The sequence below is a fragment of the Nocardioides sp. YJ-D4 genome (assembly GCF_054031495.1).
The window spans coordinates 4,219,931-4,245,996 of the sequence record NZ_CM132932.1 but is presented as its reverse complement, the minus strand read 5'-3'; the positions used below and the strand labels follow the sequence as shown (position 1 = coordinate 4,245,996).

The following is a 26,066-nucleotide window of genomic DNA, read 5'->3' as shown; positions in this document are numbered from 1 at the left end:
TCAAGAAACTACCTGTTCGCCCAGGCCAGCAGGCGATCCCGAGGCCAGGTGTTGATGATCCGTTCCTCTTCGATACCCGCCATTTCGGCTCGTTCGCACCCCAGGACGAGGAAGTCGAGCTGCCCCGGAGCGTGTGCGTCGGAGTCGATCGAGAAGAGGCAACCGGCGTCGCGGGCGAGCTCGAGGAGCTTGGTCGGCGGGTCTCTCCGCTCGGGCCGGGAGTTGATCTCGACCGCGACCTCGTGCTCGGCGCACGCCTCGAAGACCTTGCGGGCGTCGAACTGGCTGCCGGGCCGGGTGCCGCGGTTTCCGGTGACCAGCCGCCCGGTGCAGTGACCGAGCACGTTCATCCGGGTCGTGGAGACGGCCGTGACCATCCGCTTTGTCATCTGCTCCTTCTCCATCTTGAGCTTGGAGTGGACGCTGGCGACCCGCAGCTGGAGCTTCGCGAGCATCTCGTCGCTCTGGTCGAGGCTGCCGTCGTCGAGGATGTCGACCTCGATCCCCTTGAGCAGGGTGAACCCGTGCCCGGCGAGGTGGTCGTTGACCGCGTCGACCACACCGAGCTGGCGCTCCAGGCGGGCGCCGCTGAGACCGTTGGCGATCGTCAGCCGCGGGCTGTGGTCGGTGAGCACGAGGTACTCATGGCCCAGCTCGATCGCGGTGAAGGCCATCTCCTCGATCGGCGACCCGCCGTCGGACCAGTCGGAGTGGCTGTGCAGGTCGCCGCGGAGCCTGCTCCGCAGCCTCTCCCCCGCTCCGGCAGCGGTCAGCGGACCGCCATGGACGCGCTCGGTGTCCTGCAGCCGCTGCGGAACCTCGCCGCGCGCGGCCTCGGCGATGACCTTGGCCGTGCTCGCCCCGACCCCGCTCAGCTCGGTCAGGGTGCCCTCGGCCGCCCGGCGGCGTACGTCCTCCTCGGAGAGGGGCAGGATCGCTGCCGCCGCGGCGCGGAACGCCTTCACCTTGTAGGTGTCCTCGCGCCCGCGCTCGAGCAGGAATGCGATCCGCCGCAGGGCTGCGACGGGGGACAACGGCTCGCCTACCAAATCTTCCTCCAACTATTTTTGCCTCCACAACCGGTGGAGAATGCTTTTCCCTGGTCAAGGTCCTGATTCAACCGAATATTCTCCTTTCGGTCACTTGGTTACTCACAGGAAAGCGCGTGTCTTCCACCGGCTGTCCCCAAGCAAAGCGGGGTTGTCCACATCTTGTCCACAAGCAACACGGAGTGGGACGTTGACGCGCTCCCACATCCTCTTTAAGTTCGATGTCAGTGGGACCCCCGGCGCCGCCGGACGGCCTTCGCAAGGGGAAGGCGAAGGACGATCCAGGCACCGGGGGTCCCTCCAGTTTTCTCCTCATCCCGAGACCTTCGCGAGCGCCTTCGGCAGACCTTCGATGCGTCGTCGAAACCCCCGAATCCCCCGGTATGACGCCAACACGCCGACACTCGCTTGATAGCCCGTGTTGCCGCAGGAAGCGCCGCGTGTCGTAGGGTCGAGTTGGCTCGTCATGACGAGCTTCCGACGGGCTTCCCTGACAACCCCGTCGCGACGACCAGTTACATATAGGCAAGGAGGCCGTCATGGCGGAGACCTGGAGCGGCGAGTTCTACTGCGTGAAGTGCAAGGAGAAGCGCGAGGCGACCGGTGAGATCCGGGTGAACGACAAGGGCACCAAGATGGCCAAGGCCGTCTGCCCCGTCTGCAGCACCAATCTCAACCGCATTCTCGGTAAGGCCTGACCACTCAGTTCATCCTGAGCCCACGCGGCGGCGTCCCCGGCATGTCCGGCGGCGCCGCTGCCACGTTTTGTCGAAGCGTCAGCCCCGTCGGCCGAAGCGTCAGCCACGTGCCAACTCGGCCGACGCGGGTGACGCCTCGGCAGGTTATCCACAGGCCCTGTGGATTGCTGCTGCAGGAAATCCAGCGCGGTGTGAGACTCCCCGGCATGAGCACGCGCTACCGGATTCGGCCGGGGTATGTGGCCGTACGACGTGATGAGAACCGACTCCAGATCGGCATCGACCCGCCACGGCGGGCGATCGTGCAGGACGGCGTGGAGGTACGCCGCCTGCTGACCGACCTCGCCGCGGGCCGGGCGGTCGAGCCAGACCACCTGCCCGGGCGGCACGCGATGCAGCAGCTGGGCAACGCGGGCCTCCTGATGGACGCGGACGGCGGCGACCCGCCACCACGGGTGGGCTTCGACGGTCCGCCTGCCCTGCTCTCGGCGGCACGGGCGCTGATCGGACAGGCGCCGGCAACTCCGAGCATCCCGGACATCGTCGTGCTTCTCTCCGAGGGACCGCTCGACCGCGAACGAGCAGACGAGCTGGTGCGCGAGGGCCGGGCACACCTCGTCGTCGAGAGCGGACCCGACACCTGGACGGTGGGCCCGCTGGTCGTACCCGGGGTCACCGCCTGCCTTCGCTGCGTCGACGCGACGCTCGCCGAGGAGGACGAGCGGAGGGCCGTGGTCGTGAGCCAGCTCGTCGGCAACGAGGTGCCGAGCGACCCGCTGCTGCAGTCCCTCGCGCTCTCCTGGGCCGTACGCGACGCCCGCACCTACCTCGCCGGACGCACCCCCGCTTCGTGGTCGGCGTCGGTGGTCCTCACCCGCGACGACGCGCCCACCGTGCGGCCCTGGCTGCGGCATCCCTACTGCGGCTGCGCCTGGGACCTGATCGCCTCGGCCGGACCGGGCACGGGCGAACCGGCTTGACCTGCACCGACGCCTCCGGCACTCTTGCGGACATGGTCACGAAGAGCGCGCTGCGACGACGAGGCATGGGTCTCTGACCCCGCCTTTGCGTCAGCCTGCCCTCTTCACCTCCTAGGACCACTCTCGTGCACGAGCACACTCTTGCCCTGTCCGCACACCTTCAGGACGCCGTCGTCACCTGCTTCGGCGACGCCTATGCCGGTATCGATCCCGAGCTGCGGCCGGCCACCCGCCCCGAGTTCGGCCACCTCCAGTCCAACCTGCCGCTGCGGCTGGCCGGTCCGCTCGGCCTCGCGCCGCGGGAGATCGGCACCCGCCTCATCGACGCCGTCGACATGGGCCGGCTCGGCACCCTCGAACTGGCCGGCGCCGGGTTCCTCAACCTCACCTGGTCCCCCGACCTCCTCAGCGCGGTCGTCGGCGACCTGCTGACCGACCCACACCTGGGCGTACCCACCCCGGAGAGCCCGCAGCGGGTCGTCGTCGACTACTCCTCCCCCAACGTCGCCAAGCCGATGCACGTCGGCCACCTGCGCTCCACGGTCATCGGCGACTCCCTGGCCAGGGTGCTGGCCTACGCCGGCCACGAGGTCGTACGGCAGAACCATCTCGGCGACTGGGGCACGCAGTTCGGCATGCTGGTCGAGGAGCTGCTCGGCGAGGGGCTCACCGATCCGGCGGCCGTCGCCGACCTGGACATGACCGAGCTGCTCGCGCTCTACCAGCGGGCCAAGGCGCGCTTCGACGACGATCCGGGTTTCGCCGTGGCCGCCCGGCAGCGGGTGGTCGCGCTCCAGTCCGGCGAGCCGACCACCCTGGCGCTGTGGCAGGCACTCGTCGACGCCTCGATGGCCGAGTTCGAGGTCGCCTACAGCCGGCTCGGCGTACTCCTGACCGCTGACGACTTCGACGGCGAGAGCCGCTACAACCCGCAGCTTCCGGGCGTCGTCGACGACCTGCGGGCATCGGGCCTGCTGACCGAGTCGGCCGGTGCCCAGGTCGTCTACCCGGACGGCTTCACCGGCCGCGCCGGCGCGCCGCTGCCGCTGATCGTGCGGAAGGCCGACGGTGGGTTCGGGTACGCCGCCACCGACCTCGCCACGATCCGGCACCGGGTCGACGACCTGGCCGTGGATCGGATCGTCTACATCGTCGACCACCGGCAGAGCCAGCACTTCGAGATGGTCTTCGCCGTCGCCCGCGCCGCCGGCTGGCTGCCCGACTCGGTGGAGGTCCAGCACATCGGCTTCGGCACCGTGCTCGGCCCCGACGGCCGGCCGTTCAAGACCCGCTCGGGAGAGACGGTCTCCCTGACCGCGCTCCTGGACGCCGCCGAGGAGGCCGCCGCGGCCAGCTACGCCGGCCCCGAAGTCGTACGCGCCGTGGCCAACGCCGCGGTGAAGTACGCCGACCTCTCCAACAACCTCGCCCGCGACTACGTGTTCGACCTCGCCCGGATGTCGGCCACCACCGGCGAGACCGGCCCGTATCTGCAGTACGCCCATGCCCGGGTGTGCAGCATCCTCGCGCAGGCTCCGCAGCAGACGTACCGCGTCAACGACCTCTCCCACCCGGCCGAGCAGCGGCTGGCGCTGGAGCTGACCGGCTTCGCCGCGGTGGTCGCCAAGGTCGCCGGCACCTTGGAGCCGCATCACCTGACCGCGTACCTCTATGGCCTGGCGACCGCGCTGACGGCGTTCTACGAGAACTGTCCGGTGCTCAAGGCCGAAGGTGAGGTCAGGCAGACCCGGCTCGCACTGTGCGAGGCGACCCGGCGAGTGCTGTCAGAGGGACTCAGGCTCCTCGGGATCGAGGCGCCTCGAAGGATGTGAGCTCACGCCCACCAGTCGGAGTCGAGCTTGGCTTCCATGGAGCGCACGTGACGTCGCGAGCAGGCCTCGCAGAACGACTTCGAACGCCCACGCTCGACCGCGGTGGTCCACGCGAGGAGGCGGTTGGGGTCGGCCTCGTAGCATCCGCAGAAATCGCAGGTCTTCATGTCTCAACGATAGGTCGAAATCCTGCGGTTCAGAGGGTGCAACACCGAAATTCTGCATCACCTGAATGTCAGCGCCGTGTTACCTCCGGGAAGGCAGGACACAGGCGGTGTCGAGGCCCAGAACGTGGTTGAGACGGCCGAACGCCAGCCACGATCCGAGGCACATGCTCAGCTCGACGATCTCGGCATCGGTGTAGTGGGCCGACATCCGGTCCCAGAAGTCCTGGTCGATGCCGTGGTGGTCGATCGCGTAGCGCTCGGCGAACTCGGCGGCGAGCCGGGTGCGGTCGTCGAAGGCGTCCGTCGTACGCCACTGCTCGACCGCCTCGGCGAAGGACTCCTCGACCTTCTCCCCGTCTCGTTCGGTGCGCCAGTCGAGGCAGAAGACGCAGCCGTTGATCTGCGCGATCCGCAACCGGGCGGCCTCGAACTCGCGGAGCCCGAGCGTGGTGTGCTCGTAGACGGCGAGCGAGAGGCCGGCGGCCGCGGGGCCGATGCCGGGGACCATCTCGCCCCAGACGTACTCGATCGGATCCCGTCCGTCGGGGACGTCGACGATCATGCGGTCACACCTTCCTGGGCGGCCTTGGCCGCGCCGAGCCTGCGGGTCGCCGGTTGCAGCGGTACGTCGAGCGCGTCGTAGAGGCCGGGGGCCGAGTCGACGAGCCATTCGATCGCGCCGACGAGCCGTCCGACCGCGGTGGCGTTGCCGCCCGCTGCCCGGTTGCCGGCCTTGTCGGTCGCCTCGACCGTGACCTCGATCCTCGGGTCGCCCTCGATGATCACCCGGTGGGCGCCGTCGCCGTCCGGTGGCGTCGGCCAGTGCGGGGCACAGGAGGGGTGGATGCGGGTGACGTGCTCGACGACGATGAGCGGCTCCCCGGCGACGATCCCCTGGACCTCGAAGCGCACCGCACCCTGGGTGCCCTTCTCGAAGTCGCCCATCGACTCCGTGGTCACGGTCTCGTCCAGCGGCAGCCGTTCGACGGTCTCCCGGATCTCGTCGAGCTCGACCTCGAGCCCGCGTGCGATCAACCGGACCTGGCCTCCCCACACCATCGTCGGCACGGTCTCCATGAGCATCGGGGCGTCGTAGTCCATCGGCTGCCCCATCCCGACGAGATAGCGGACGGAGTCGGGCTGGTCATAGGTGGAGTAGTCGAAGATCTCCTGGCACCGGACGACGTCCACGGTGCTGCCCAGGCCGCTGACCAGCAGCGGCAGCACGTCGTTGCCCCACCCCGGGTCGACACCGGAGACGAAGAGGGACCCGCCGGCCTCGGCGATCGCGGCCAGCACCGGCTCGCGCATCTCCGGTGGCGCGTTGCGCTGGTCGTAGAGCGCGTAGAGGGCCGGCGTGACCACCACGGCCCCGGTCCCGAGAGCTCGCACGATGTCGGCGAGAGCCTCGTCCGGACGGATGTCGCCCGATGCGGCGTACACCACGGCCTGCGGACGCGTCGCGAGCACCGCGTCGATGTCGTCGGTGGCGGCGACGCCGAGATCACGGCCGAGCTCCGCGAGGTCGCCCGCGTCCCGGCCGACCTTCTCGGGGTCGTGGACGAGCACGCTCGTCAGCTCGAGTCGTGGATGTGCGTCGACCGCGCGGATGGCGAGTCGACCGATGTTTCCCGTGCCCCAAACGCATGCGCTGACCATGCGATCTCCCTTGCCGGTTGCCCTGTTGGTTTGCTCTGCCGGATTGCGTGAATGTTGCGAACCTGTGACACCCCCACCGGCATACTAGAACATGTTCTAGCAATCAGTGATGAAAAGGGAGGTCATCTTGAGCAACACACCACGAGAGGACAGGTCGCGGGGCCTGTCACGCCGAGGGTTCGTGCTCGGCGCGGGCTCACTGGCTGGTGTCGGGATGCTGGGAGGAGCATTCGGAGCCAGCCCGACATGGGCATCAGCTGCGGCGTCGTCGATCGGCAACGGCGCGCAGGTCCCGGTGCTGGTCATCGGCACCGGCTACGGCGGCTCGGTCGCGGCCCTGCGGCTGGCCCAGGCCGGCATCAACGTCCACATGGTCGAGATGGGGCAGGACTGGTCCACCGTCGCGCCCGGCCCGGACGGCAAGATCCACCCGAAGGTGAGCGCTCCGGACTATCGGTCATTCTGGATGCGTACGCGGACCAAACAGCCGCTCAGCAACTTCCTCGGCTTCCCCATCGACAAGGACGTCCCGAAGTACGCCGGCATCCTGGACGCCGAGGACTTCGCCGGCATCTCCGTCTACCAGGGACGCGGCGTCGGCGGCGGCTCGCTCGTCAACGGCGGCATGGCCGTCACGCCGAAGCGGGAGAACTTCGGAGCCGTCCTCCCCTCGGTGGATGCCGCGGAGATGTACTCCACCTACTACCCGCGGGCCAATGCCGCCCTCGGCGTCGGATCCGTCGACCCCGACTGGTTCGAACGGACCTCCTACTACCAGTACTCACGGGTGGGCCGAAAGCACGCTCAGCGCTCAGGCTTCGCGTGGACGTTCGTCCCGGACGTGTACGACTGGAACTACATGGTCGCCGAGGACAACGGCAGCGTCCCGAAGTCGGCGTTGGCCCAGGAGGTCATCTACGGAAACAACCACGGCAAGAGGACGCTGCCGAAGACGTACCTCGCTCAGGCGGCCGCCACCGGGAAGGTCACCATCTCCTCTCTGCACCGGGCCACCTCGGTCCGGCCCGCGGCAGCCGGTGGGTACGACGTCGTCCTGGAACAGATCAACACCGCCGGCGACGTGGTGGCAACGAAGACGGTCAACGCGGGCAAGGTGTTCTTCGCGGCCGGCAGCGTCGGCACGAGCAAGCTGCTGGTGAAGATGAAGGCGACCGGCGCGCTGCCCGCACTGAACAGCGACATCGGCCAGGGATGGGGTGACAACGGCAACGTGATGGTCGGGCGCGCCAACCACATGTGGGACCCGACCGGTGACGTGCAGTCGACGATCCCGTGCTCCGGCATCGACAACTGGGACGCCGGCGGCGCCTTCGCCGAGGTCGCGCCCCTGCCTACCGGAATCGAGACGTTCGCGTCCTTCTATCTCGCGATCACCAAGACCCAGCGCCGTGCGGCGTTCAGCTACAACTCGGCCACCGGCAAGGTCGACCTGTCGTGGCAGACCGCGTGGAAGCAGGACTCCATCACGATGGCGAAGACCATCTTCGACAAGATCAACCGCACGGAAGGGACGATCTACCGGACCGACCTCTTCGGCACGAACAAGATCTGGGGCGACCACCTGACCTACCACCCCCTCGGCGGCGCCGTCCTGAACAAGGCGACCGACAACTATGGCCGGCTGCACGGCTACAACGGTCTCTACGTCATCGACGGTTCGCTCATCCCGGGCAACACGAGCGTCAACCCGTTCGTCACGATCACCGCCCTCGCCGAGCGGAACATCGAGAGGATCATCGCCACCGACCTCTGACCGGATCGGGGCACAACATAGGACCGGCCAGTCCGAGGGTTTCTCGGACTGGCCGGTCATCTTCCACACCCGCGATCAGAGGGGTGAGGCATGGGGTCCCATCGGGGACTTACAGCGCGCGGGCAAGAGCCAGCTTCGCCTGGACGGCGGCTCGCTCGGCCTTGCGGCCCAGGCGAGCGGCCTTGACGAGGGCATGGCCTCGCCGCAGTTCACGCGCCTCTCCCAGGCGCGCGGACATTTGCGCGCGCGCCAGGTCTTCGTAAAGCAAGTTCATCTGAGTGCTCCGTACTCGGTTGGTGTTCATGTCTGTTCGTTCTCCTGCTGGTCAGCGGGCTCCGGCGCCCATGGTCATCACGATCGTGTTCATGGCTGTTGCCTTTCGTCGTTGAAACGGCGTTGGGGTTGTTGGTGTTGATCAGGCGGCGTCCTTACGGGGCCGGCCACGGGGCCGCTTGCGGGGGATCACCTTCCCCTGCAGGAGCAGCTGGCCGCCCCAGACGCCCCAGGGCTCACGCCGGTCGAGGGCGCTGGCGAGGCAGAGCGGCTGCACGGGGCAGGTCGCGCAGAGTGCCTTGGCGAACTCGACGTCGGCAGGAGACTCGGCGAACCACAGCTCCGGGTTGTTGACCCGGCAGGGCAGCTGGTCCTCGTCGTAGCGGTTGGCGCGGTCATGGAGAACGCCGAGAGTGACCTCGGGCTCGAGAATGCTGGTCATATGTACACCTCCTTTGTGACTGATCGCGGGTTTTGAGAAACAGAAAGGCCGCGGATCCCGGGTTTCGGGTTCCGCGGCCTGGAGGCTGCTGTGACTACGTGGCTCTACGTAGTCGGACAGCTCCAGGCTCGAATCCCGTGGGACTTGACCTTGATGGCATCCGCCTGCGGGGACACGAGTCCCTCGACGCGCGTGCCGTAACCGGCGCCCATAAAGGCACCGGCAGCCGGGGTGGCCCAGGTCGGGCTGGACAGCTCGGGGTGGCCGCACGCGGACATGGCGATGCCATTGATCGGCGTCTTGATCTGGTTGATCTTCACTGGGGCCACCTCCTTCGGGGCTGTCGGGCGCGCTTCAACGGCGCGCGGTTTTACTTGATGAAGGAACAGTAACCGGCCGGGCATGTCGGCCGCAAACGATTAAACCGGTTGATTTCGAGGAATTTCTTTGAAGGGTTTTCAGGCGTCCGCGGCGATCACATCAAGGACTTCCGAGCCGTACGTCTCCACCTTGCTGCGCCCGATGCCGGCGATGCGCTGCAGATCCTGGAGGGTTCCCGGCTTCTGCTCGGCGATCTGCTCCAGGGTCGCGTCGGTGAAGACCACGAACGCAGGCTTACGGATCGCCTCGGCGGTCTCCTTGCGCCACTGCTTCAGTCGGCCGTAGAGCTCCTCGTCGTAAGGCGCGTCGCAGCCCTCGTGACGACCCATCCGCTTCTCGGCCGCCGAGCCGAGCGGCCCGCCGCAGGCGTTGCACATCCGCGCCTTACCGGAGCCGGGGCGCCGCGTCGGCACCGCGGACCGAGTCGGCCGCAGCGGGTCGAGGAACCGCGACGGCCTGCGCCGCGCGGCCTGGCCCGGCTGGCGCGCCAGCGCCCAGGACAAGGTCAGGTCCACCCGCGCCCGGGTGAGGCCGACGTAGAGGAGTCGCCGCTCCTCCTCGATCTCGGCCGGGGTCGGCTCCTCGCCGCGGAGGATGAACGGCATCGTGCCGTCCTGGAGGCCGACCAGGAACACCGAGTCCCACTCCAGACCCTTGGCGGCGTGGAAGGTCGCCAGGGTCACTCCCGACGGGACCGGTGCGTGCTGTTCGGCCGCGCGGCGGTCGAGCTCGGCGACGAGTCCGGCCAGGTCGCCGCCGGCCGCGGAGAAGGTGCGCGCCTGGTCGATCAGCGCCTGCCACGACTCCCAGCGGTCGCGGGTCTGCCCCCGCCCCTCGGGCGGCTCGGAGGTCCAGCCCATCCCCGCGAGGATCCCGTGGACCGACTCCAGCAGCTCGTCACCGATCACGGCACCCTGGCCGCCTCGGGCCGCACCGCGGATCCGGGTCACCGCCTCGCGGACCTCGGGCCGGTCGAAGAATCGGGCGGCCCCGCGCAGGACGTACGGGATCCGGCGCGCGGTGAGCGCGTCCTCGTACGCCTCCGACTGGGCGTTGATCCGGAACAGGATCGCCATCTCGTTGTAGGGCTTGCCGGACTGGTGCAGACGCAGGATCTCGGCGGCGACGCCCTCGGCCTCGGCGACCTCGTCGGGCTGCTCGACGTGTTCGACGGCCGGCCCCGAGTCGCGCTGCGCCTGCAGCTGGACACCGGCGCTCGGCGTACCTTCCAGGATCTTGTTGGCGGCCTTCACGACCTGCGGCGAGGAGCGGTAGTTGCGGACCAGCTCGACCGAGGTGGCGCCGGGGTGCTTCTTCGGGAAGTCCCGCAGGTAGGCGGCATCGGCTCCGGCGAAGGTGTAGATCGTCTGCGCCGGGTCGCCGACGACGCAGAGCTCGCTGCGCCCGCCCAGCCACAGGTCCAGCAGCGCCGACTGCAGCGGCGAGACGTCCTGGAACTCATCGACGGTGAACCACTTGTACTGCCGTCTGACCTGCGCCGCGACGCGCTCGTCGTGCTCCAGGAGCCCGGCGGTCAGGAGCAGCACGTCCTCCATGTCCATGCGTGCCTGGGTGCGCTTGACGTCCTCGTAGGCCGCATAGATGTGTCCCACCATCGACGGGGTCAGGCCGCCGACCTCCCGGCCCCGAGCCTCGGCCGACTTCGGGTAGTCGTCGGGGTGCACGTTGGAGACCTTCGACCACTCGATCTCCGAGGCCAGGTCGCGCGCCTGGGCCTGGTCGACGTTGATCCGCTGGCGCTGGGCGGCCGCGCGGATGAGCGGGATCTTCGACTCGGTCAGGTTGGGCAGCTCGGTGCCGTAGACCTTCGGCCAGAAGAACCGCAGCTGGCGCAGCGCCGCGGAGTGGAAGGTCCGTGCCTGGACCGCGCCGGCACCCATCGCCCTCAGCCGCTGCCGCATCTCCCCCGCCGCCCGGGTGGTGAAGGTGACCGCGAGGACCTCCTGCGGCGCGTAGACGCCGGTGGCGACGCCGTAGGCGATCCGGTGGGTGATCGCCCGGGTCTTGCCGGTCCCCGCACCCGCCAGCACCCGGACCGGACCCCGCAGTGCCTCCGCCACCCGGCGTTGCTCAGGGTCGAGGGCGGCGAGGAGGGACTCGGGGGTCATGGGCGGGAAGAACTCCTCGGGGTGGGAACGTTATGCCTTGCCGGCCAAGACTATTGGCTCGCACCGACAGTTCTGATGAGGAGAGCCCCCGATGAGCAGCTTCACGATGTACACCACACCCTGGTGTGGATACTGCCAGCGACTCAAGGGTCAGCTCGGCCGTGAAGACATCACGTTCGACGAGGTCGACATCGAGCAGGTCCCGGAGGCCGCGCAGATCGTCGAGCAGGTCAACGGTGGCAACCAGACCGTCCCGACCCTCGTCTACGCCGACGGCACCGCGATGACCAACCCGTCGATCGCTCAGGTCAAGGCGAAGCTCGCCGAGCTGGTCTGACACCGGTCACCACGAGCCGGGTAGCTCCCCGCCGTACCACTCCTCGACCAGCGAGCGGCTGATCGAGATGCCGCTGGGCAGCTTGATCTCACCGCTCTCGGCGACCGCGGCGAGCTCCGCGCGGGTGAACCAGCGCGCCTCGCGGATCTCGTCCTCGTCGACGGTGATCTCGTCCGACGCCGCACGCGCGAAGAAGCCGAGCATCAGGCTGGCCGGCAGCGGCCAGGGCTGGTTGCCGAAGTAGTCGACCTGCCCGACTCGTACGCCGACCTCCTCGGCGACCTCGCGACGGACCGCGTCCTCGAGCGACTCCCCCGGTTCGACGAAGCCGGCGAGGGTGGAGAAGTTGGGCGCGGGCCAGCGGGTGTGGTTGCCGAGCAGACAACGCTCCTCGTCGCTCCCGGGCTCCCCCGACGTCACCAGCATGATCACCGCCGGATCGGTACGCGGGAAGCTCACGTGTCCATTCGCGCAGGCCAGCTCGTGGCCGGCTGCGCGCGGGTCGAGGCTGCCGCCGCACCGGGAGCAGAACCGGGTCGCCCGGTGCCACTCGGCCAGGCCGATCGCGTGCATCAGGAAGCTCGCCTCGGTCGTGTCGGCGAGCAGCGCGGGGAAGAGCCCGCGCAGGTCACGCCATGTCTCATCGGCCTCCTCGCGCCCGGTGAGCACCGCGAACCGGGCACCTTCGGCGGTGTCGCCGAGGAGCAGCCGGATCCCCTCCGGAGATTCCTCCGGAGTACGCCACCTCACGCCGGTCCTGCCTGACGGCTCGACCCTGTTGCCGGCGACCACGAGGACCCTCGTGGTCTCGTCCGACCAAGCCTTGTCGACCCAGCCGTCGTCGGCGCGCAGATGGCCGGAGCGGTCGTGGGGATCCTGAATGATTCGCAGATGGATGGGCAGCTTCGGGGAGTCCACCCGTCAGAGCCTAGGAGGTGGGTATAAGTTCCGCGGCGTGGATCGGTTCTGGCGTATCGCCGCTGTCGTCTCCGTCGTGGTCGCTCTGGCGATCAACGTCTACATCGCCTGGGGCTCCAACCTCTCGTTCATGTACGACGAGATCGGGACCGTCATCCATGGACGGACCGTCCTCGGGCTCGACTCGCCGCAGCTGAACACCCCCGGCTACTACCCCGGGTGGGGCGTGCTGTTGGCGCCGTTGTGGCTGGTCACGTCGAACGTCTTCACGTTCTACAAGCTGGCGATCGTCGTCGGTCTGGTGATCAGCATGCTCACGATCTGGCCGCTGGCTCGGGTCGCGGTGCGACTCAGCGGGGTCACGCCGGCGCAGGGTGTGGTCGCCGGCGCCATCGTGATCGCCCTGCCGCCCCGCGCGATCCAGGCCGACTACATCCTCTCCGAGCGGCTGGTCACGCTGCTCGTCGTCCTGGCCACCCTGGTCGCGTTCCGGATCTGGGAGAAGCCGACCTACCGCGGCGTACTCCTGCTCAGCCTGCTCACCGCGCTCGCTCTCTTCTCCCACGCCCGGATGCAGGTCTTCGTGGCCGCGGTCTGCCTGTGGCTGATCTTCTTCCTCGTGCGCAGATGGCAGGTCGCCCTCGTCGGGCTGATCGCCACCGGCGTGCTCGCATTGGTCGCCAACAAGGCCGCGCTCTGGTTCCACGCGCAGCTGGTGCCGTGGAAGTTCATCCAGGCGCAGGGATTCTTCGAGAAGGTCACCCAGGCCAACCCGCGCTACTGGGTCGACACCTTCGCCGGCGAGGCCTGGACGCAGATGATCGGCAGCTTCGGCGTCGTGGTCGTCGGGCTCGTCGTGGTGACCGCCCTGTTCTGGAAGGAGCTCCGCTCGCGCCAGGTGGGGCCGGCCGGGTTCGTGCTGATCGCGGCCGGGTCGATGTACGTCCTCAGCTGCTTGAACTGGGGAACCGAGTACTCGCTGTTCACCATGGAGTGGCGCCGCTTCGACTACTGGATCTACGGCCGCTACATCGACCCCGTCTTCGCCGTCCTGGTGCTGGCCGGGGTGTGCGCGGCGATCCAGGCCGTACGCTCCCGCGCGGTCCTCGTCTGGACGTGGGTGATCGTCGCCGGGATCTCGCTGGTGACCATCCTCGTCGTCGCCCCCGACGCCCCCACCTGGGCCTACACCACCCCGGCGCACATCCCCGGCGCGATCCCGTGGTGGTGGGCGCTTCCGGACGGAGAGTTCCCGCAGCCGGGACCGATCCCGTCGTTCACCAACGACAACCGCTTCTGGCTGATCGCGACCCTGTGCGCCCTGGTGCCGCTGGCGATCTGGACCCTCCTCGCGGCCCTCTCCCGGTTCAGCCCTCGGCTGAGCTCACCGAGGGCTGACCGAGCGCGCGCGGTCGTCGTCACCGCGCTCGTCCTGGTCGTGGGCACCGCCGGATCTGCCGTCGCCGACGTCGCCTCCGACGATTTCCACGACCGCTTCGACCACGCCACCCCGGTCGTCGACGACCTGCGCTCGATCCTCGCCGAGCACCCCGACGCCGTCGTCGCCTACGACGACAACTGCCCCCGCCGCCCCTCGGCGATGAACTCCGAGCGCAACTGGCTGATGTGGTGGATGCTGCCCACGATCGTCGAGCGCGAGTGGGAGTGGGGCGACGACATCGTCTTCTCGTGCCCCTCCGGCGAGCCGGCGTTCGTCACCGGCGCGGTGATGCTCCGCGAGCGGCCGTTCCCGTATGCGACCGTCTGGATCCTGCCTGGCGATCTGCTCGACTCGTTGCGTGAGTCTGGGGAGTTGCCGGAGGTTGCTCGGACGGTCAAGTAGCTCGATCTGGCATTGGTTGGCGACCGATCTTTCGGGTTGGACTGGGCCGCCGACCCGTTCTTCGAGAGTGTTCTCGACCTGCCCCGGAGTCAAGGACGGCCTGCGGCCGCCGGCTTCGCCGGCCGCTTCGCGGTCCTTGACACCGGACCATGTCGAGAAAAGACTTGGCTGGCTATCGGGGCGGCGGCCCAGGTGTGGCCGCGGCACACTCACCCACGGCGGGTGACCGCTCCACACCTAGACCAGACAAGGGGTCTCCGCGTGAAAGAAAAGTTCCTTCCACCCGCCAACCCCACCCCGGACCAGGCGGTCTCTGAGGCGAACGAAAATTCGTTCGCCTCACCGGAAGGAAAATTCCTTCCGCCCGTCGGCCCACCCCAGTCCCCGAGCCCCTACCCAACCCACATCGCTGCGCCACACCCCTGCCGCCGACCCGATAGCCAGCCAAAATTCTCAGCGACGTCCGGTGTCAAGGATCGCCGAAGGCGACCGGCGAAGCCGGCGGCCGAAGGCCGTCCTTTACTCCGGACGGCGCTGAGAACACCATCCCCGAAAGGGTCGGCGGCAAACAGTCCCCCGGAAAACGGGTCAGCGACCCCCGCCCACTATCCGCTCCAACTCCTCCCGCCCAGGAAGAGCAGAAGGCTCGACCAGCCGACCAGAGCGCACGTAATAGAACGCAGCCCGAACCCGCGACAACGGCACCCCCATCAGCTCAGCCCACCCAAGCCGATAGAGAGCCAGCTGGAGAGGATCCGCGTTCTGGCTCTGGTTGGTCTTCCAGTCCACGATCAGGAATCCCCTGTCGGGCTCCTGGTAGACCGCGTCGATCCGGCCACGTACGACCTGACCTGCCAGGACGATCGCGAAGGCCGCCTCGACCCGGTACGGCGGGCGGTCGGCGAACGGGCCCTGCTCGAAGGCGGCGATGACCTCCTCGAGACCGGACTCGTCCTCGATACCGTGGTCGGCGCGACCGGGTAGGTCGTCGGGGTCGAAGAGGTCCTGCTGGCCGAAGCGGGCTTCGACCCAGGCGTGGAACCGGGTGCCGAAGCGGGCCTGGGAGGACGGCTTGCGTGGCATCGGGCGGACCAGGTCGGCGGCGAAGCCGAGCGGGTCGTCGCGCAGCTTCGACATGGCGGTGGCCGACAGCGACGAGGGCAGCGGTACGACCACCTCGGGAGCGCGCTCGCGCTCCGCCTCGGTGAGCAGCCGCTCGATCTCCTCGTCCCACTGGTTCACCGTCTCGAGCAGGGTGAGGTCATCGAGATCATCGGGCCCCGGTCCCACCTCCCGAACCAGCCTCGCCGCCTCCAGACGGCGCTCCACCTCGGGGGTGTGGTGGTTGATCGGCCAGGGCAGGTCGACCTCCTGCGTGGCGTACGGATTCTCTTCCTCGCCCTTCACGACAACGTCTGCCCACCGGTCGGGCTTGGCTCCCCACTGGAGCAGCGCCTCGCGGGTCTTCTCCACGTAGACCGACGGCCCACGCCCCTCCTTGAGGGAGGGTGACCAGCGCCAGCACGAGACGAACTGGATGTGGCGGGCGCGGGTCCAGGCCACGTACGCCAGCCGGAGCTCCTCGACGCGCTCGTGCTCCTTGCGCTCGGCGAGGAGCTCGTCGATCGAGTCGGCGTCGTGACCCTGCAGCTGCGGCAGGTCGTCGCGGTCGCCGCGGAGCGCGGCAGGCATGACCGAGGGGACGGTCAGCCACGACGAGCGCGTCTGGCCGGTGGGGAACTTCTTGTGGGTGACTCCGACCAGGAAGACGACGTCCCACTCCAGCCCCTTGGCTCGGTGGACGGTGAGCAGCTTCACCGAGTCGGCCTCCGAGGGCGTGGCGACGTCGAGACCCTGGCCGTATTCGTCCTCCGCCTCCAGATAGGCCAGCAGCGCGGCGAGGGTGACCTGGCCGTCGAGACCCTCGAAGTCGGCGACCGCCTGGACGAAGAGGTCGAGGTTGTCGCGCCTGGCCGAGGCCGCCGGAGAGACCGAGGCGGCCAGCTCGACGTCGATGCCGGTGACGTCGATGATCCGCCGGACCAGGTCGAGGAGCGGCTCGTTCACGGCGCGGCGCAGCCCACGGAGCTCCTCGGCGAGGAGCTTGAACCGCTCCCTGGCCTGCGGCGAGTAGTCGTAGTCGGAGGGGTCGCCCGGATCCTCCAAGGCATCGTTGAGCGAGGGGATCTCGGTGGGGTCGGTGCCCTCGACCGCCGCCTCCAGCTGCCGCTCGATGTCGGCGAACTCCTCCGCGCCGCCGACGACGCCGGCCAGGTCGCGGGAGCGCCGGCCCAGGATGGCCAGGTCGCGCGGCCCGATCGCCCACCGCGGACCGGCGAGCAGCGTGAGCAGCGCGGCATTGGCGGTGACGTCGTGGAGCAGCTCCATGGTGGCCACGACCTCGGCCACCTCGGGCAGCCGGAGCAGCCCCTTCAGGCCGACGATCTCGACCGGGATCTCGCGAGCGGTGAGCGCGTCGAAGACCGCTGCCGCCTGCGAGTTGTCCCTGGTCAGGACGCCGATCTCCTTCCACTCCCCGACCGCCTCGTGAGCCTCGATCACCTTGTCGGCGAGCCAGAGCAGCTCATCGTCGTACGTCTCGTGGACGTGCACCTGGACCTCACCGTCGCGCGCGCCCTCGGCGGCGACCAGGCGCTCCTTCTCGCGGCCCTCGTAGAGCTGGGCGGCCAGATGGTTGGCGGTGTCGAGGATGCGCGCGTCGGAGCGGCGGTTGACGGTCAGGGAGTAGGCCGGCCGACGCCCGTCCTTCGTCGGGAAGTCGCGGCCGAACTCGAGGATGTTGCTCACCGAGGCGCCGCGCCAGCCGTAGATCGCCTGGTTGGGGTCGCCGACGGCGGTGACGGGATGTCCGTCGCCGAAGAGGCGGGCGAGCATCTGGGCCTGGGCCACCGAGGTGTCCTGGTATTCGTCGAGCAGCACGACCTTGAACTTCCCGCGCTCGATCTCACCGACCTCGGGTGTCTCCACGGCCAGCCGGGCGGCCAGCGCGATCTGGTCGGAGAAGTCCATCAGCCCGAGCCGGTCCTTGAGCCGCCGATAGCCGTCGACCAGGTCGAGCAGCTCGTAGCGCTTGTCGATCGCGTCGATCGCCTTCTCGACCTTGGTCAGCTTGGTCTTGACCCGTTTCCCGTCGGCCAGCTGGGCATTGAGGTCGGCCACCTCGAGCGCGAAGAGCGACCGCTCGTTGCGGTCGTAGGCCCGCAGCGTGGCGGGGTCGACGAGGTGCTCGGAGAGCTCGGAGTCGAGCGCCAGAAGCTGCTGGACGGCCAGCTTCGGATAGTCGGTCAGCTTCTCCACCGGGTGGGTGTGCCGGGCTACTGCTCGAGCCGCAAGCTGGTAGCGGGTCGCGTCGGCGATCAGTCTGGTGTCGGGCTCGTGGCCGATCCGCAGCCCGTGCTCGGAGAGCAGGCCGGAGGCGTAGGAGTGGTAGGTCGCCACGGTCGGCTCGGTGGGCTCGTCGTCCTCCTCACCGGGCCGCGGCGGACCCTCGCGTCGCTCGGGCCACAGCCCCGCCTTCTGCAGCGACTCCTTGATCCTGGTGGCCAGCTCGGCCGTCGCCTTCGTGGTGAAGGTCAGACCGAGCACCTCCCCGGGAAGTACGCGGCCGGTGGCGACCAGCCAGACGACTCGAGCGGCCATCACCGCGGTCTTGCCGGATCCGGCACCGGCGATCACCACGGCCGGCTCCAGCGGAGCCGTGATCGCGCGGAACTGCTCCTCGCTGTAGAGCCAGTCGTGGCCCATCAGCTTGGCGAGCTCTTCGGGGGTCTCGACCTTCATCGCGGAACTCATCTCAGTGGTCACGACAGCACCGATCCCGAGGTCTGCGCCGGGCAGAGCGCGACGAACTGGCACCGGTCGCACTGCTTACCGGGCCTGGCCACGAACTCCTCGGCCCGGACCGTCGCCACCGCCTTCTCCAGCTGGGTGATGATCTCGGGCGGCTCGGGTGCCTGCACCTGCACCTTCGGCAGCTCGCTGCCCGAACCCGCGGGATGGCGCAGCTGGATCAGCTCCGCTCCCCCGGAGGTCGCCCCAGGCGCGAGCTCGGACGCGGCGCCGTGCTCGACGGCCAGCTGGTAGAGGCCGAGCTGGCCGTGCTCCTTGACCTCCTGCGCGGTGGGCGGATACTTCCCGGTCTTCAGGTCGACGACGACGATCCGGCCGCTCTCGTCGAGCTCGAGGCGGTCGGCATACCCGTTCAGCCGCACCGTCTCCCCGCTGGGCAGCGATACCTTCGCGGTCAGCTGCTCCTCGAAACCGATCACGGTCCGCGCGCCGGGGCGCCGGTGCCAGGTCAGGAACCGGGCCAGCACATCCTGGACCGCCTCGCGCTCGCGGGCAGCGGACCACGGCGTACGGAACTCGAGGCGGCCCCAGACCTCGTCCACGAACGGCATCAGGTCCTCGACGGTGGCGGCGTCGAGGTCGCCGCGAGCGAGCTGCTCGGCGATCGCGTGCACGACCTTCCCGAACCCCTGGCTCGAGGAGTCGGTGACGGCACCGCCCGCTTCGCGGGCCAGGAACCACTGCGCGGGGCAGGTCAAGATCGCCTCCAGCGCCGATGCGCTCAGCGTGATCGGACGGTCCTCGGGACGCACCGCGGCCGAGGCGTACGTCGGGGCCCGCAGCCCCCACCAGGTCGACGGGTCCGCGGCGAGCGCGATCCGCTTGCCGCGCACCTCGGTCGCGGCCAGCTTCTGCAGCCTTCTCGCGGCCGCCTCGCGCAGCGCGTCGGGTTGGGCCGGATCGGCGGCGGTGCGGCGCAGCTCGGCGATCAGACCGGCCAGCGACAGCGGTCGCGTCGGCCGGCCGACGCGGTGACGGATCTGGTCCTCGCGCAGGCCGAGCTCGTTGATGAACCGCGAGGGCTGGTCACCGTCGTCGTCGGGCGACTTCACCGCGGTCACGACCAGCCGGGACCGGGCGCGGGTGGCGGCGACGTAGAAGAGCCGGCGCTCCTCGGCGAGCATCGCAGTCCGGGTCAGTGGCGGCAGCAGCCCGCCGTGACGGCCGTCCGGCAGCGCCGGGGCGATCCGGTCGGGCCCGAGGAGCGAGTCGCGCCGGCGTAGGTCGGGCCAGGCGCCCTCCTGGACGTGGGCGACGACCACGAGACCCCACTCCAGCCCCTTGGAGCGGTGGGCGGTGAGCAGCCGCACCGCCGAGCCGCGCACACCCTTGTCGGCCAGGGTGTCGGCCGGGATCTCCTGGGCACGGAGCGTGGCCAAAAAGGTCTCCACCGAGGTGAACTCCTGGCGGCCTTCGATCTTGGCGGCGGTGTCGAAGAGCGCCACGACCGCGTCCAGGTCACGGTGGGCGAGCCGCGCCGCGGCACCGCCAGACTCCACCTGCGCCCGCAACCGCTGCCCCCACTCGGCACCGTCCCACAGCGTCCACAGCACCTGCTCCGCTCCGGCCCCCTCCTTCAGCGCGGCCCGGGCCTCGGCGAGAAGGACCGCGAGCCGGCGTACGCGCCCCAGCACCCGCTCCTCACCGTCCCCGTTCTCCTCCGGGTCGAGCAGCGACGGATCGAGCACGGCACGGCGCACGAGATCGTGGGCGGCGACGTCGGGGAACCTCGCCCGCAGGGTGCGGGTGAGCGCGCGGACATCGGTGGCGTCGAGGCCGCCGAGAGGACCGGTGAGCAGCTCCTCGCAGCGGTCGGGGCGTACGTAGCGCTCGTCGAGGTCGGATTCGACGTCGGCGTCGACGACGATCCCGAGCGCGTCGAGGAGGACCGCGGCGGCGGGCTCGCGGACCAGCGGGGTCTCGTCGGCGGCGACCTCGACCGGTACGCCGGCGGCGGTCAGCGACCGGCGCAGCTGCGGGATCGAGGTGCGCCCCGAGCGCACCAGGACAGCCATGTCGGACCAGTCGATGCCGTCCTCGAGATGCGCGCGACGGAGCAGGTCGGCGATGTGCTCGGTCTCGGCACGGTCGGTGTCGAAGGTGAGCACCTCGGCCCGGCCGGGGTCCTGGGCAAGCGGGTGCGGGTTGCGGAAGGTGTCGTAGGCCGCGGCCGGGATCGAGCCGCGCACCGAGATGCCCGCCGCGATCGACCGCGAGGCCCGCAGCAGCCGCGACCCGAACCGGCGGGTCGTCCCGAGCGCCACCACCGGCGCGTGCCGGCGCTCCCGGGTCAGGAACTGCGAGGGGAAGTCGAGGATCCCGTTGACGTCCGCGCCGCGGAAACCGTAGATCGACTGGTCGGGGTCACCCACCACGATCAGGTCGCGCCCGTCGCCTGCCAGCGCCTGCAGCAGCGCGACCTGGCTCGGGTCGGTGTCCTGGTATTCGTCCACGAACACGCAGGCGAACTCGGCCCGGAGCTCGGCCGCATGCCGCTCGGCCTCGATCACCCCACGCATGATCAGGTCGGGATAGTCGATGGCCGACTGCGCACCGAGCACGTCGAGATACTGCTCCAGGAACCACCCGGCCGCGACGAACTCCTCGATGCCCTCGTCCCGGCCGAGCGCCACCAGCTGGTCGGGGTCGAGCCCGCGCTCGCGCGCCCGCGCGATCACGGTCTGCACCTCACGCGCGAACCCGCGGGTGCCGATCGCCATCCGGAACCGCTCCGGCCACCTCACCGACTCGGGATGGTCGGCCAGCAGCTCCTGCAGCACCACGTCGGCCTCCGGCGCGGAGAGCAGCGTCAGCGGGGCGGCGTAGAGCTCGGCCGGCGCGTAGCGCCGCACCAACCCGTAGGCGAAGGAGTGGAAGGTCGAGGAGACCGCCCCGGACAGCGTCCGGCCCAGCCGTGCGGTCACCCGGTCGCGCAGCTGCTCGGCGGCCTTGCGGGAGAAGGTCAGCGCCAGCAGCTGGTCAGGACGAACGCCGCGGTTCTCGATCCGGTCGACCACCGCCTCCACCAGCGTGGTCGTCTTGCCGGTCCCTGGTCCGGCCAGCACCAGCAGCGGTCCGCCGGGATGCTCCACGACCGACCGCTGGTGCTCGTCGAGCACCGGCACGCCGACAGCACTCGGCGGTGGGGCAAGGCGGTAGGCGACACTCACGGGACTACCCAATCAGACGGCGCCGACAGTTTCAGGCGGCCCTTCAGACGTCATGCCCCAGACGCATCCTCACTGCGACGACGTCGTCGAGATCGAGGCCCTCTGCCTTCCGGACGACCACCTTCAACGGCAGCAGATACGTGCCGTCCTTGGGGAAGAGCGCGGTGGTGAAGGTGGTCGCACCGATGGTGGCGGTGACGGCGACCTGGCCCCAGTACTCCAGACCCTTGGCGTCCTCCTTGAGGTCCTCGGCGTCCTCGACGGGCATCGGCACGTAGTAGAACGGCGCCGGCCCGCGCCACTCGATGACGGCTCCTTCGAAGGCGTACTCCATCCCCTACTCCGAGACGAGCTCGAAGTCGTCGAAGTCGAACCCGGGTGAGACCACGCAGGAGACGAGCGCGTCCTCGGCCGAGGGGACCGTACGCTGCCACACCCCTGCCGGCACGACAGCCTGTGGCACCTGGCCGGCGACGACGTCGACCCCGACGATCACGGTCTCCCCCTCGACCGGAGCCGAACCGGCGCCGCCGAACTGCAGGGACACGACGCCGGTGTGCGCCAGCCAGATCTCGTCCGAGGTGACGCGGTGCCACGCGGACGACTGCCCGGCCAGGAGCCGGAAGTAGATCAGGGTCGCCGTGGGACGCACCCGCCCGTCGGGCAGGGTGACGGTCTCGGCAGCAGCCCAGGTCTGCCGGAACGCCCCGCCTTCGGGGTGCGGCGCGAGGTCAAGAGCGGTGGTGATGGAGTCAGCGGTCACCCGGCTCATTGTGCCGGGTCTCGTCGGCCGGGTCGTCGGGGAACCGCGGGTCGCCGAGCAGGTACTGCCAGATCAGTCCCGGCTTCTTGTGCGGCACCGGCTTGGGACCACCGACCGAGCGGCTCTCGACCGCGTCCCAGACGGCGTCGACGGGGCGGGCCAGGCGGCGCACGACCTTGCCGGGCAGACCCGTGTGCGGCAGGTGGGGATGCGGACGCGAAGGTGCCCTTCGCTCGGCCGCGGCCATCCGCTCCGCGATCAGGAGAAGCTCGTCGTCGGAGGCTTCCTCGGCGAGGCGCGAGACCAGCTCGCCCTCCCTCTCCTCCTGGTCGATGAGCGCTTCCTCGACCTCGCCCCACAGCGTCGGCCACCCGTGGGTGGTCTCCCAGGTGGAGCCGTACTCGTGCGCCTTCACGTGGAAGAGCAGCACCTCCAGATGCCGCGCCATGGGGAGGTAGTCATGGATCAGACCTGCGCCGCCCTCGCAGTGAGCGGAGACCGCCGGCAGCAGCGCCTCGTCCACCGCGTGCAGGTGGCGGGACGTACCAGCGTTGAACTGGTCGATCGGCGGGCAGCCCCGGCGGGTCTGCTCCGGCCTGGCGATGATGCTCCGAGCGTGGGCCAGGCGCCCAGCGAGCTCGTCGTGCTTGCGTCGCAGCTCGTCCTGCAACACGGTCGTGGTGGCCATCTGCCTCACCTCGGCTGCTAGCCCACTGATTTACTCGGTCACCCTCCAGAATGCGCCCGTTCTCGCCCCCGCGCAACAGGCAACCGGGCGATCAGACGTCGGCGGGCCGCTCGTTGTAGATCCCGGCCACGTCCTGGCCGCTCAGCGCGGCGATCGCCTCCATGACCTCGTCGGTGAGCGACCGGCGGGCCTTGCCGAGAGGTACGCCGTCGAACCGGCCGGCCACCTGGATCGGCTGCCCGAACTCGACCGTGACCTTCGCCAGCCGCGGCAGGCTCGACCCCACCGGCTGGAGCTCCGCGGTCCCCCGCAGGCCGACCGGCACCACGGGCACGCCGGCGGTCAGCGCCAGGTGCGCCACCCCGGTGCGTCCGCGGTAGAGCCGGCCGTCGCGCGACCGGGTGCCCTCCGGGTAGATCCCGAACGCCTCACCCTTGTTGAGAACCTCCAGGGCCACCTCCAGCGAGCCGAGCGCGGCCTGCGGGTCGTCGCGGTCCACGGGCAGCATCCCCATGCCCTCGAACCACGCCCTCTGGGCGGCGCCCTTGAGGCCGGTGCCGGTGAAGTAGTCGGACTTGGCCAGGAAGTGCACCGGCCGGGGCGAGACCGACGGGATCACGATCGAGTCGGCGAAGCTGAGGTGGTTGCTGGCCAGGAGCACGCCACCGGTGCGCGGGACGTTCTCTGCCCCCGTCACCGTGGGGCGCCAGACGGCCCGTAGAAGGGGTGGCACTACGGCGTGGAGGACGCGATACATCACGTGCTCATCGTAGGCGGCAGCCACATCGCCGCGCGCAGGTCCACCGCCCCCGAGACGCGGCGCGGGGTGCCCTCCTCGAGATAGGCCTGGCGAGCTTCCTCGCCGTGGGAGGCGGGGAGCGAGCCATCGGCCCGCACCACCCGCCACCACGGCATCCCCGCGCCCTCGCGCGCCATCACCGAGCCGACCTGCCGAGGCCCTCCCCCGAACTCGTCGAAGAGGGCGTCGGCGATCGCGCCGTACGTCGTCACCTGTCCACGTGGGATCTGCTCGACAAGACGCAGAACGGCTTCGACGTACGCCTCCCGGTCGGTCATGTCGCCGCCTCCGTAGCGCAAGCGCAACCATACGGACGCAGCGACCTGACCCTTATGGTCGCTCGCTGGCGCTCGCTCATGACCGGCAGATTAGCGCGGTGTCACAGGATGGGGCTGAACGGCTCCGTGCCCTCGACCAGACGCAGACCGGAGATGCCCGAGTTCGCCTGGGCGTACTTCAGCTCGAGGTCCATGTCACCGATGTTGTTGGACCCGGCGAGCGGGAGCAGGCCCAGGGTCGACAGGGTCCCGACCGCCTTGCCGTCGGCGTTCAGGAAGCCGGAGCCGGAGTCACCGGGGATGCCGGGGGTGAGGTTGTAGAGCGGGTGGGACCAGCGGGTGCCGTTGACGCTGTCACCGAGCGAGAGGCCGATCTTCGGCGAGAGCAGGTCCACGTCGGCGCGCACCGAGGAGTTGCCGTAGGAGTAGACCTTGTCGCCGGCGACGGTGCCGTCGGTGTCGATGCCCGTCGGACCGCCCCAGATCGGCACGCTCGGGTTGACCTTGCCGGCGTCGGCGGCGTTCACCTTGACCAGGGCGAAGTCGTTGTAGGCGCAGGTGTTCTCGTCCTTGGTGCCCGACTGCTGCATGGTCAGCCAGGACGAGTACGCCAGCTTGCCCTTCCCCAGCACGGTGCCTTCGCTCAGCAGGGAGCCGCCCTCGTTGAAGGTCACCTCGGTGCCCAGCGGGAGCGACTTGGCGGCGCAGCCGTTGGTGTCGGTGGCCTCACCGAGACCCGCACAGTGGGCGGCGTAGCCGACGTAGACGTTCGAGGCGGAGTCGGCGAAGACGAAGTTGGCGGTGCACTGGGCACCATCGGTGTACATCATCACGCCCGGGGTGATGGTGGCCGTGTCGGCAGGGGCCCAGGCGTGGGCCGCAGACGGGATCAGGGCCGGGACGAGCGCGGCGGTCAGGGTGCCGGCGGCGACGGCTGCGGCGCGGCGTACGGAACGGCGGGTGCGGAGCATGTGGGGGCCTCGGTCTGTAGGTGATGTGACTCACAAGTAACGAGGCTCGCCTGCCGTGGGTTACGGATCGGCCACCACCACGGTGTTGCCCTGGAACGAGGTGCCGTCCCAGTCGTCGCACGTCACCACGACCAGCTTCGGCTTGCCGTCGGTGTCGAAGAGCCGCTTGCTGCGCTTGGCCACCTGCTCCTTGGAGAGGTCGCGCACCGACCGGACGGTATAGCTGAACTCGTCGTTCTTGGTCCGCACGACGATCTCGTCGCCCTCGTTGACCTCGCCCAGCCGGTCGAGGATGCCGCCGCCGTTGTGCAGGGTGTGACCGACGATCAGCACCGTCCCGTCATCCGCCCCCGGCTTCGCGCCGCCCTTCCACCAGCCCATCAGCGAGGCGTCGGCAGGCGGGGTGAGCGTGCCGTCCTCCATCGCCAGCGGCACCACGTCGGCATGCACGTTGAGCGACTCGATCGAGACGCCGCGTACCTTGCCCTTCTTCTTCGGCACCTCCGCCAGCGCCTCGGCCGGGATCGAGGAGGTCGTCCCGGGCGGGGTCGCGGTCGCGTTGCTCTTCTTCGCGTCGTCGAGCTTGGTGTAGTAGTCGTACGCGGCATAGCCGAGCACGGCGACCGCCACCACGAGGACGACGACGAAGATCTCCCCGAGGAAGGTCCTCAGGTTGGGTTGACCGTTGCTCACTCGGCCGAGCGTGCCACAGCCTCAGCTCGTTTGCGACGCACGGCCATTCCGGCCCCTGCCCCCATCAGCAGCGCACCGACACCGGCGAAGACATAGGACGGCGGTACGCCGCGGGTCGGGTCCGCGACGTTCGACTCCAGCCTCTCCGGGTCGATCGCAGAGCCTACGGCCGCGCCGGAGGCTGGCTCCGGGGCCTGGTCGCTCGCGTTGGCAGGGGCACCGAGAAACAGTCCGCCGGCCAGGGTGGCACCGGCGAGCGTCGCGCTGAGACGAGCGCGTGTGGACAACGTCGAATCCTCCGAGGTTCGGGCATTGATGCAACTCCGCCCCCCGCAGCTGCGATCGCAAAACT

The 26,066-nt window shown here is 69.5% G+C and carries 25 protein-coding genes; 6 read left to right on the top strand and 19 right to left on the bottom strand.

The annotated features are described in order from the left end of the window. Nucleotides 1–8: 8 nt before the first annotated feature. Nucleotides 9–1,034, bottom strand: coding sequence for a PHP domain-containing protein (locus tag ACW14X_RS20410; RefSeq protein WP_160027418.1), 1,026 nt, complete (start codon nucleotides 1,032–1,034; stop codon nucleotides 9–11). 554 nt (nucleotides 1,035–1,588) lie between these two features. Here ACW14X_RS20410 and ACW14X_RS20405 point away from each other — a divergent pair. The 3 genes from ACW14X_RS20405 to argS all read left to right on the top strand — a co-directional run bounded on the left by ACW14X_RS20405 (nucleotide 1,589) and on the right by argS (nucleotide 4,559). Next, a complete protein-coding gene (locus tag ACW14X_RS20405) occupies nucleotides 1,589–1,747 on the top strand; it encodes a DUF5679 domain-containing protein (RefSeq protein WP_091051197.1) in 159 nt (52 codons plus the stop codon). A gap of 206 nt (nucleotides 1,748–1,953) precedes the next feature. Continuing rightward, entirely contained in the window at nucleotides 1,954–2,727 is a 774-nt protein-coding gene (locus ACW14X_RS20400; RefSeq protein WP_457163092.1) for a hypothetical protein, read from the top strand. 146 nt (nucleotides 2,728–2,873) lie between these two features. Further along, the gene (argS, locus tag ACW14X_RS20395; RefSeq protein WP_457166077.1) at nucleotides 2,874–4,559 is read left to right on the top strand and encodes an arginine--tRNA ligase; all 1,686 of its coding nucleotides are present in this window, start codon (nucleotides 2,874–2,876) and stop codon (nucleotides 4,557–4,559) included. Between the two features lie 2 nt (nucleotides 4,560–4,561). On the opposite strand, the gene ACW14X_RS20390 is transcribed toward argS, so the two are convergent. The 3 genes from ACW14X_RS20390 to ACW14X_RS20380 form a co-directional block, all read right to left on the bottom strand. After that, a complete protein-coding gene (locus ACW14X_RS20390) occupies nucleotides 4,562–4,726 on the bottom strand; it encodes a hypothetical protein (RefSeq protein ID WP_168381087.1) in 165 nt (54 codons plus the stop codon). A gap of 79 nt (nucleotides 4,727–4,805) precedes the next feature. Further along, nucleotides 4,806–5,288, bottom strand: coding sequence for a carboxymuconolactone decarboxylase family protein (locus tag ACW14X_RS20385; protein ID WP_350717394.1), 483 nt, complete (start codon nucleotides 5,286–5,288; stop codon nucleotides 4,806–4,808). After that, complete coding sequence (locus ACW14X_RS20380) at nucleotides 5,285–6,385, bottom strand: NAD(P)H-dependent amine dehydrogenase family protein (protein WP_457163091.1); 1,101 nt, start codon at nucleotides 6,383–6,385, stop codon at nucleotides 5,285–5,287. Before ACW14X_RS20380 ends, ACW14X_RS20385 begins: the two co-directional genes overlap by 4 nt. A 127-nt stretch (nucleotides 6,386–6,512) precedes the next feature. On the opposite strand from ACW14X_RS20380, the gene ACW14X_RS20375 reads away from it, so the two are divergent. Then, on the top strand, nucleotides 6,513–8,159 hold the full coding sequence (locus tag ACW14X_RS20375) for a GMC oxidoreductase (RefSeq protein ID WP_457163090.1): 1,647 nt from the start codon (nucleotides 6,513–6,515) through the stop codon (nucleotides 8,157–8,159). Nucleotides 8,160–8,268: 109 nt separating this feature from the next. Here ACW14X_RS20375 and ACW14X_RS20370 read toward each other — a convergent pair whose 3' ends face one another. The 4 genes from ACW14X_RS20370 to ACW14X_RS20355 form a co-directional block, all read right to left on the bottom strand. Continuing rightward, a complete protein-coding gene (locus tag ACW14X_RS20370) occupies nucleotides 8,269–8,433 on the bottom strand; it encodes a hypothetical protein (RefSeq protein WP_229788002.1) in 165 nt (54 codons plus the stop codon). A 141-nt stretch (nucleotides 8,434–8,574) separates the two neighbouring features. Continuing rightward, nucleotides 8,575–8,874 (bottom strand): WhiB family transcriptional regulator, encoded by a 300-nt coding sequence (locus tag ACW14X_RS20365; RefSeq protein WP_141802912.1) that lies wholly within the window; start codon nucleotides 8,872–8,874, stop codon nucleotides 8,575–8,577. 104 nt (nucleotides 8,875–8,978) lie between these two features. Next, on the bottom strand, nucleotides 8,979–9,194 hold the full coding sequence (locus ACW14X_RS20360; RefSeq protein ID WP_160027406.1) for a hypothetical protein: 216 nt from the start codon (nucleotides 9,192–9,194) through the stop codon (nucleotides 8,979–8,981). 138 nt (nucleotides 9,195–9,332) lie between these two features. Beyond that, entirely contained in the window at nucleotides 9,333–11,384 is a 2,052-nt protein-coding gene (locus tag ACW14X_RS20355) for an ATP-dependent DNA helicase UvrD2 (RefSeq protein ID WP_160027404.1), read from the bottom strand. A 91-nt stretch (nucleotides 11,385–11,475) separates the two neighbouring features. Here ACW14X_RS20355 and ACW14X_RS20350 point away from each other — a divergent pair, with 91 nt between their 5' ends. Further along, nucleotides 11,476–11,721, top strand: a complete 246-nt coding sequence (locus tag ACW14X_RS20350) for a mycoredoxin (RefSeq protein WP_091051217.1) — start codon at nucleotides 11,476–11,478, stop codon at nucleotides 11,719–11,721. 6 nt (nucleotides 11,722–11,727) lie between these two features. Here the strand turns inward: ACW14X_RS20350 and nudC are convergent, their stop codons facing one another. Then, nucleotides 11,728–12,639 carry an NAD(+) diphosphatase gene (nudC, locus tag ACW14X_RS20345; RefSeq protein WP_350843263.1) on the bottom strand — a complete coding sequence of 304 codons (912 nt, stop codon included), beginning with the start codon at nucleotides 12,637–12,639 and terminating at the stop codon, nucleotides 11,728–11,730. 37 nt (nucleotides 12,640–12,676) lie between these two features. On the opposite strand from nudC, the gene ACW14X_RS20340 reads away from it, so the two are divergent. Next, a complete protein-coding gene (locus tag ACW14X_RS20340; protein WP_457163089.1) occupies nucleotides 12,677–14,482 on the top strand; it encodes a hypothetical protein in 1,806 nt (601 codons plus the stop codon). 588 nt (nucleotides 14,483–15,070) lie between these two features. Here ACW14X_RS20340 and ACW14X_RS20335 read toward each other — a convergent pair. From ACW14X_RS20335 to ACW14X_RS20290, 10 genes are all read right to left on the bottom strand, one after another. Further along, nucleotides 15,071–18,283 (bottom strand): UvrD-helicase domain-containing protein, encoded by a 3,213-nt coding sequence (locus ACW14X_RS20335; RefSeq protein WP_457166076.1) that lies wholly within the window; start codon nucleotides 18,281–18,283, stop codon nucleotides 15,071–15,073. A gap of 20 nt (nucleotides 18,284–18,303) precedes the next feature. Further along, the gene (locus ACW14X_RS20330; protein WP_457163088.1) at nucleotides 18,304–21,522 is read right to left on the bottom strand and encodes an ATP-dependent helicase; all 3,219 of its coding nucleotides are present in this window, start codon (nucleotides 21,520–21,522) and stop codon (nucleotides 18,304–18,306) included. Between the two features lie 43 nt (nucleotides 21,523–21,565). Further along, entirely contained in the window at nucleotides 21,566–21,856 is a 291-nt protein-coding gene (locus ACW14X_RS20325) for a DUF1905 domain-containing protein (protein WP_350659412.1), read from the bottom strand. A 3-nt stretch (nucleotides 21,857–21,859) separates the two neighbouring features. Then, nucleotides 21,860–22,294 carry a cupin domain-containing protein gene (locus ACW14X_RS20320; protein WP_457163087.1) on the bottom strand — a complete coding sequence of 145 codons (435 nt, stop codon included), beginning with the start codon at nucleotides 22,292–22,294 and terminating at the stop codon, nucleotides 21,860–21,862. Next, nucleotides 22,275–22,973 (bottom strand): hypothetical protein, encoded by a 699-nt coding sequence (locus ACW14X_RS20315; protein ID WP_457163086.1) that lies wholly within the window; start codon nucleotides 22,971–22,973, stop codon nucleotides 22,275–22,277. The genes ACW14X_RS20320 and ACW14X_RS20315 overlap by 20 nt, the downstream gene beginning before the upstream one ends. Nucleotides 22,974–23,064: 91 nt before the next feature. Beyond that, complete coding sequence (locus ACW14X_RS20310; protein ID WP_457163085.1) at nucleotides 23,065–23,670, bottom strand: lysophospholipid acyltransferase family protein; 606 nt, start codon at nucleotides 23,668–23,670, stop codon at nucleotides 23,065–23,067. 59 nt (nucleotides 23,671–23,729) lie between these two features. Then, nucleotides 23,730–24,050 carry an MGMT family protein gene (locus tag ACW14X_RS20305; RefSeq protein ID WP_160027391.1) on the bottom strand — a complete coding sequence of 107 codons (321 nt, stop codon included), beginning with the start codon at nucleotides 24,048–24,050 and terminating at the stop codon, nucleotides 23,730–23,732. A gap of 101 nt (nucleotides 24,051–24,151) precedes the next feature. Next, nucleotides 24,152–25,021 (bottom strand): hypothetical protein, encoded by an 870-nt coding sequence (locus ACW14X_RS20300; RefSeq protein ID WP_457163084.1) that lies wholly within the window; start codon nucleotides 25,019–25,021, stop codon nucleotides 24,152–24,154. A 60-nt stretch (nucleotides 25,022–25,081) separates the two neighbouring features. Further along, entirely contained in the window at nucleotides 25,082–25,714 is a 633-nt protein-coding gene (locus tag ACW14X_RS20295; RefSeq protein WP_350721132.1) for a class F sortase, read from the bottom strand. Beyond that, nucleotides 25,711–26,001, bottom strand: a complete 291-nt coding sequence (locus tag ACW14X_RS20290) for a hypothetical protein (RefSeq protein ID WP_160027385.1) — start codon at nucleotides 25,999–26,001, stop codon at nucleotides 25,711–25,713. The genes ACW14X_RS20295 and ACW14X_RS20290 overlap by 4 nt, the downstream gene beginning before the upstream one ends. Between the last annotated feature and the right edge of the window lie 65 nt (nucleotides 26,002–26,066).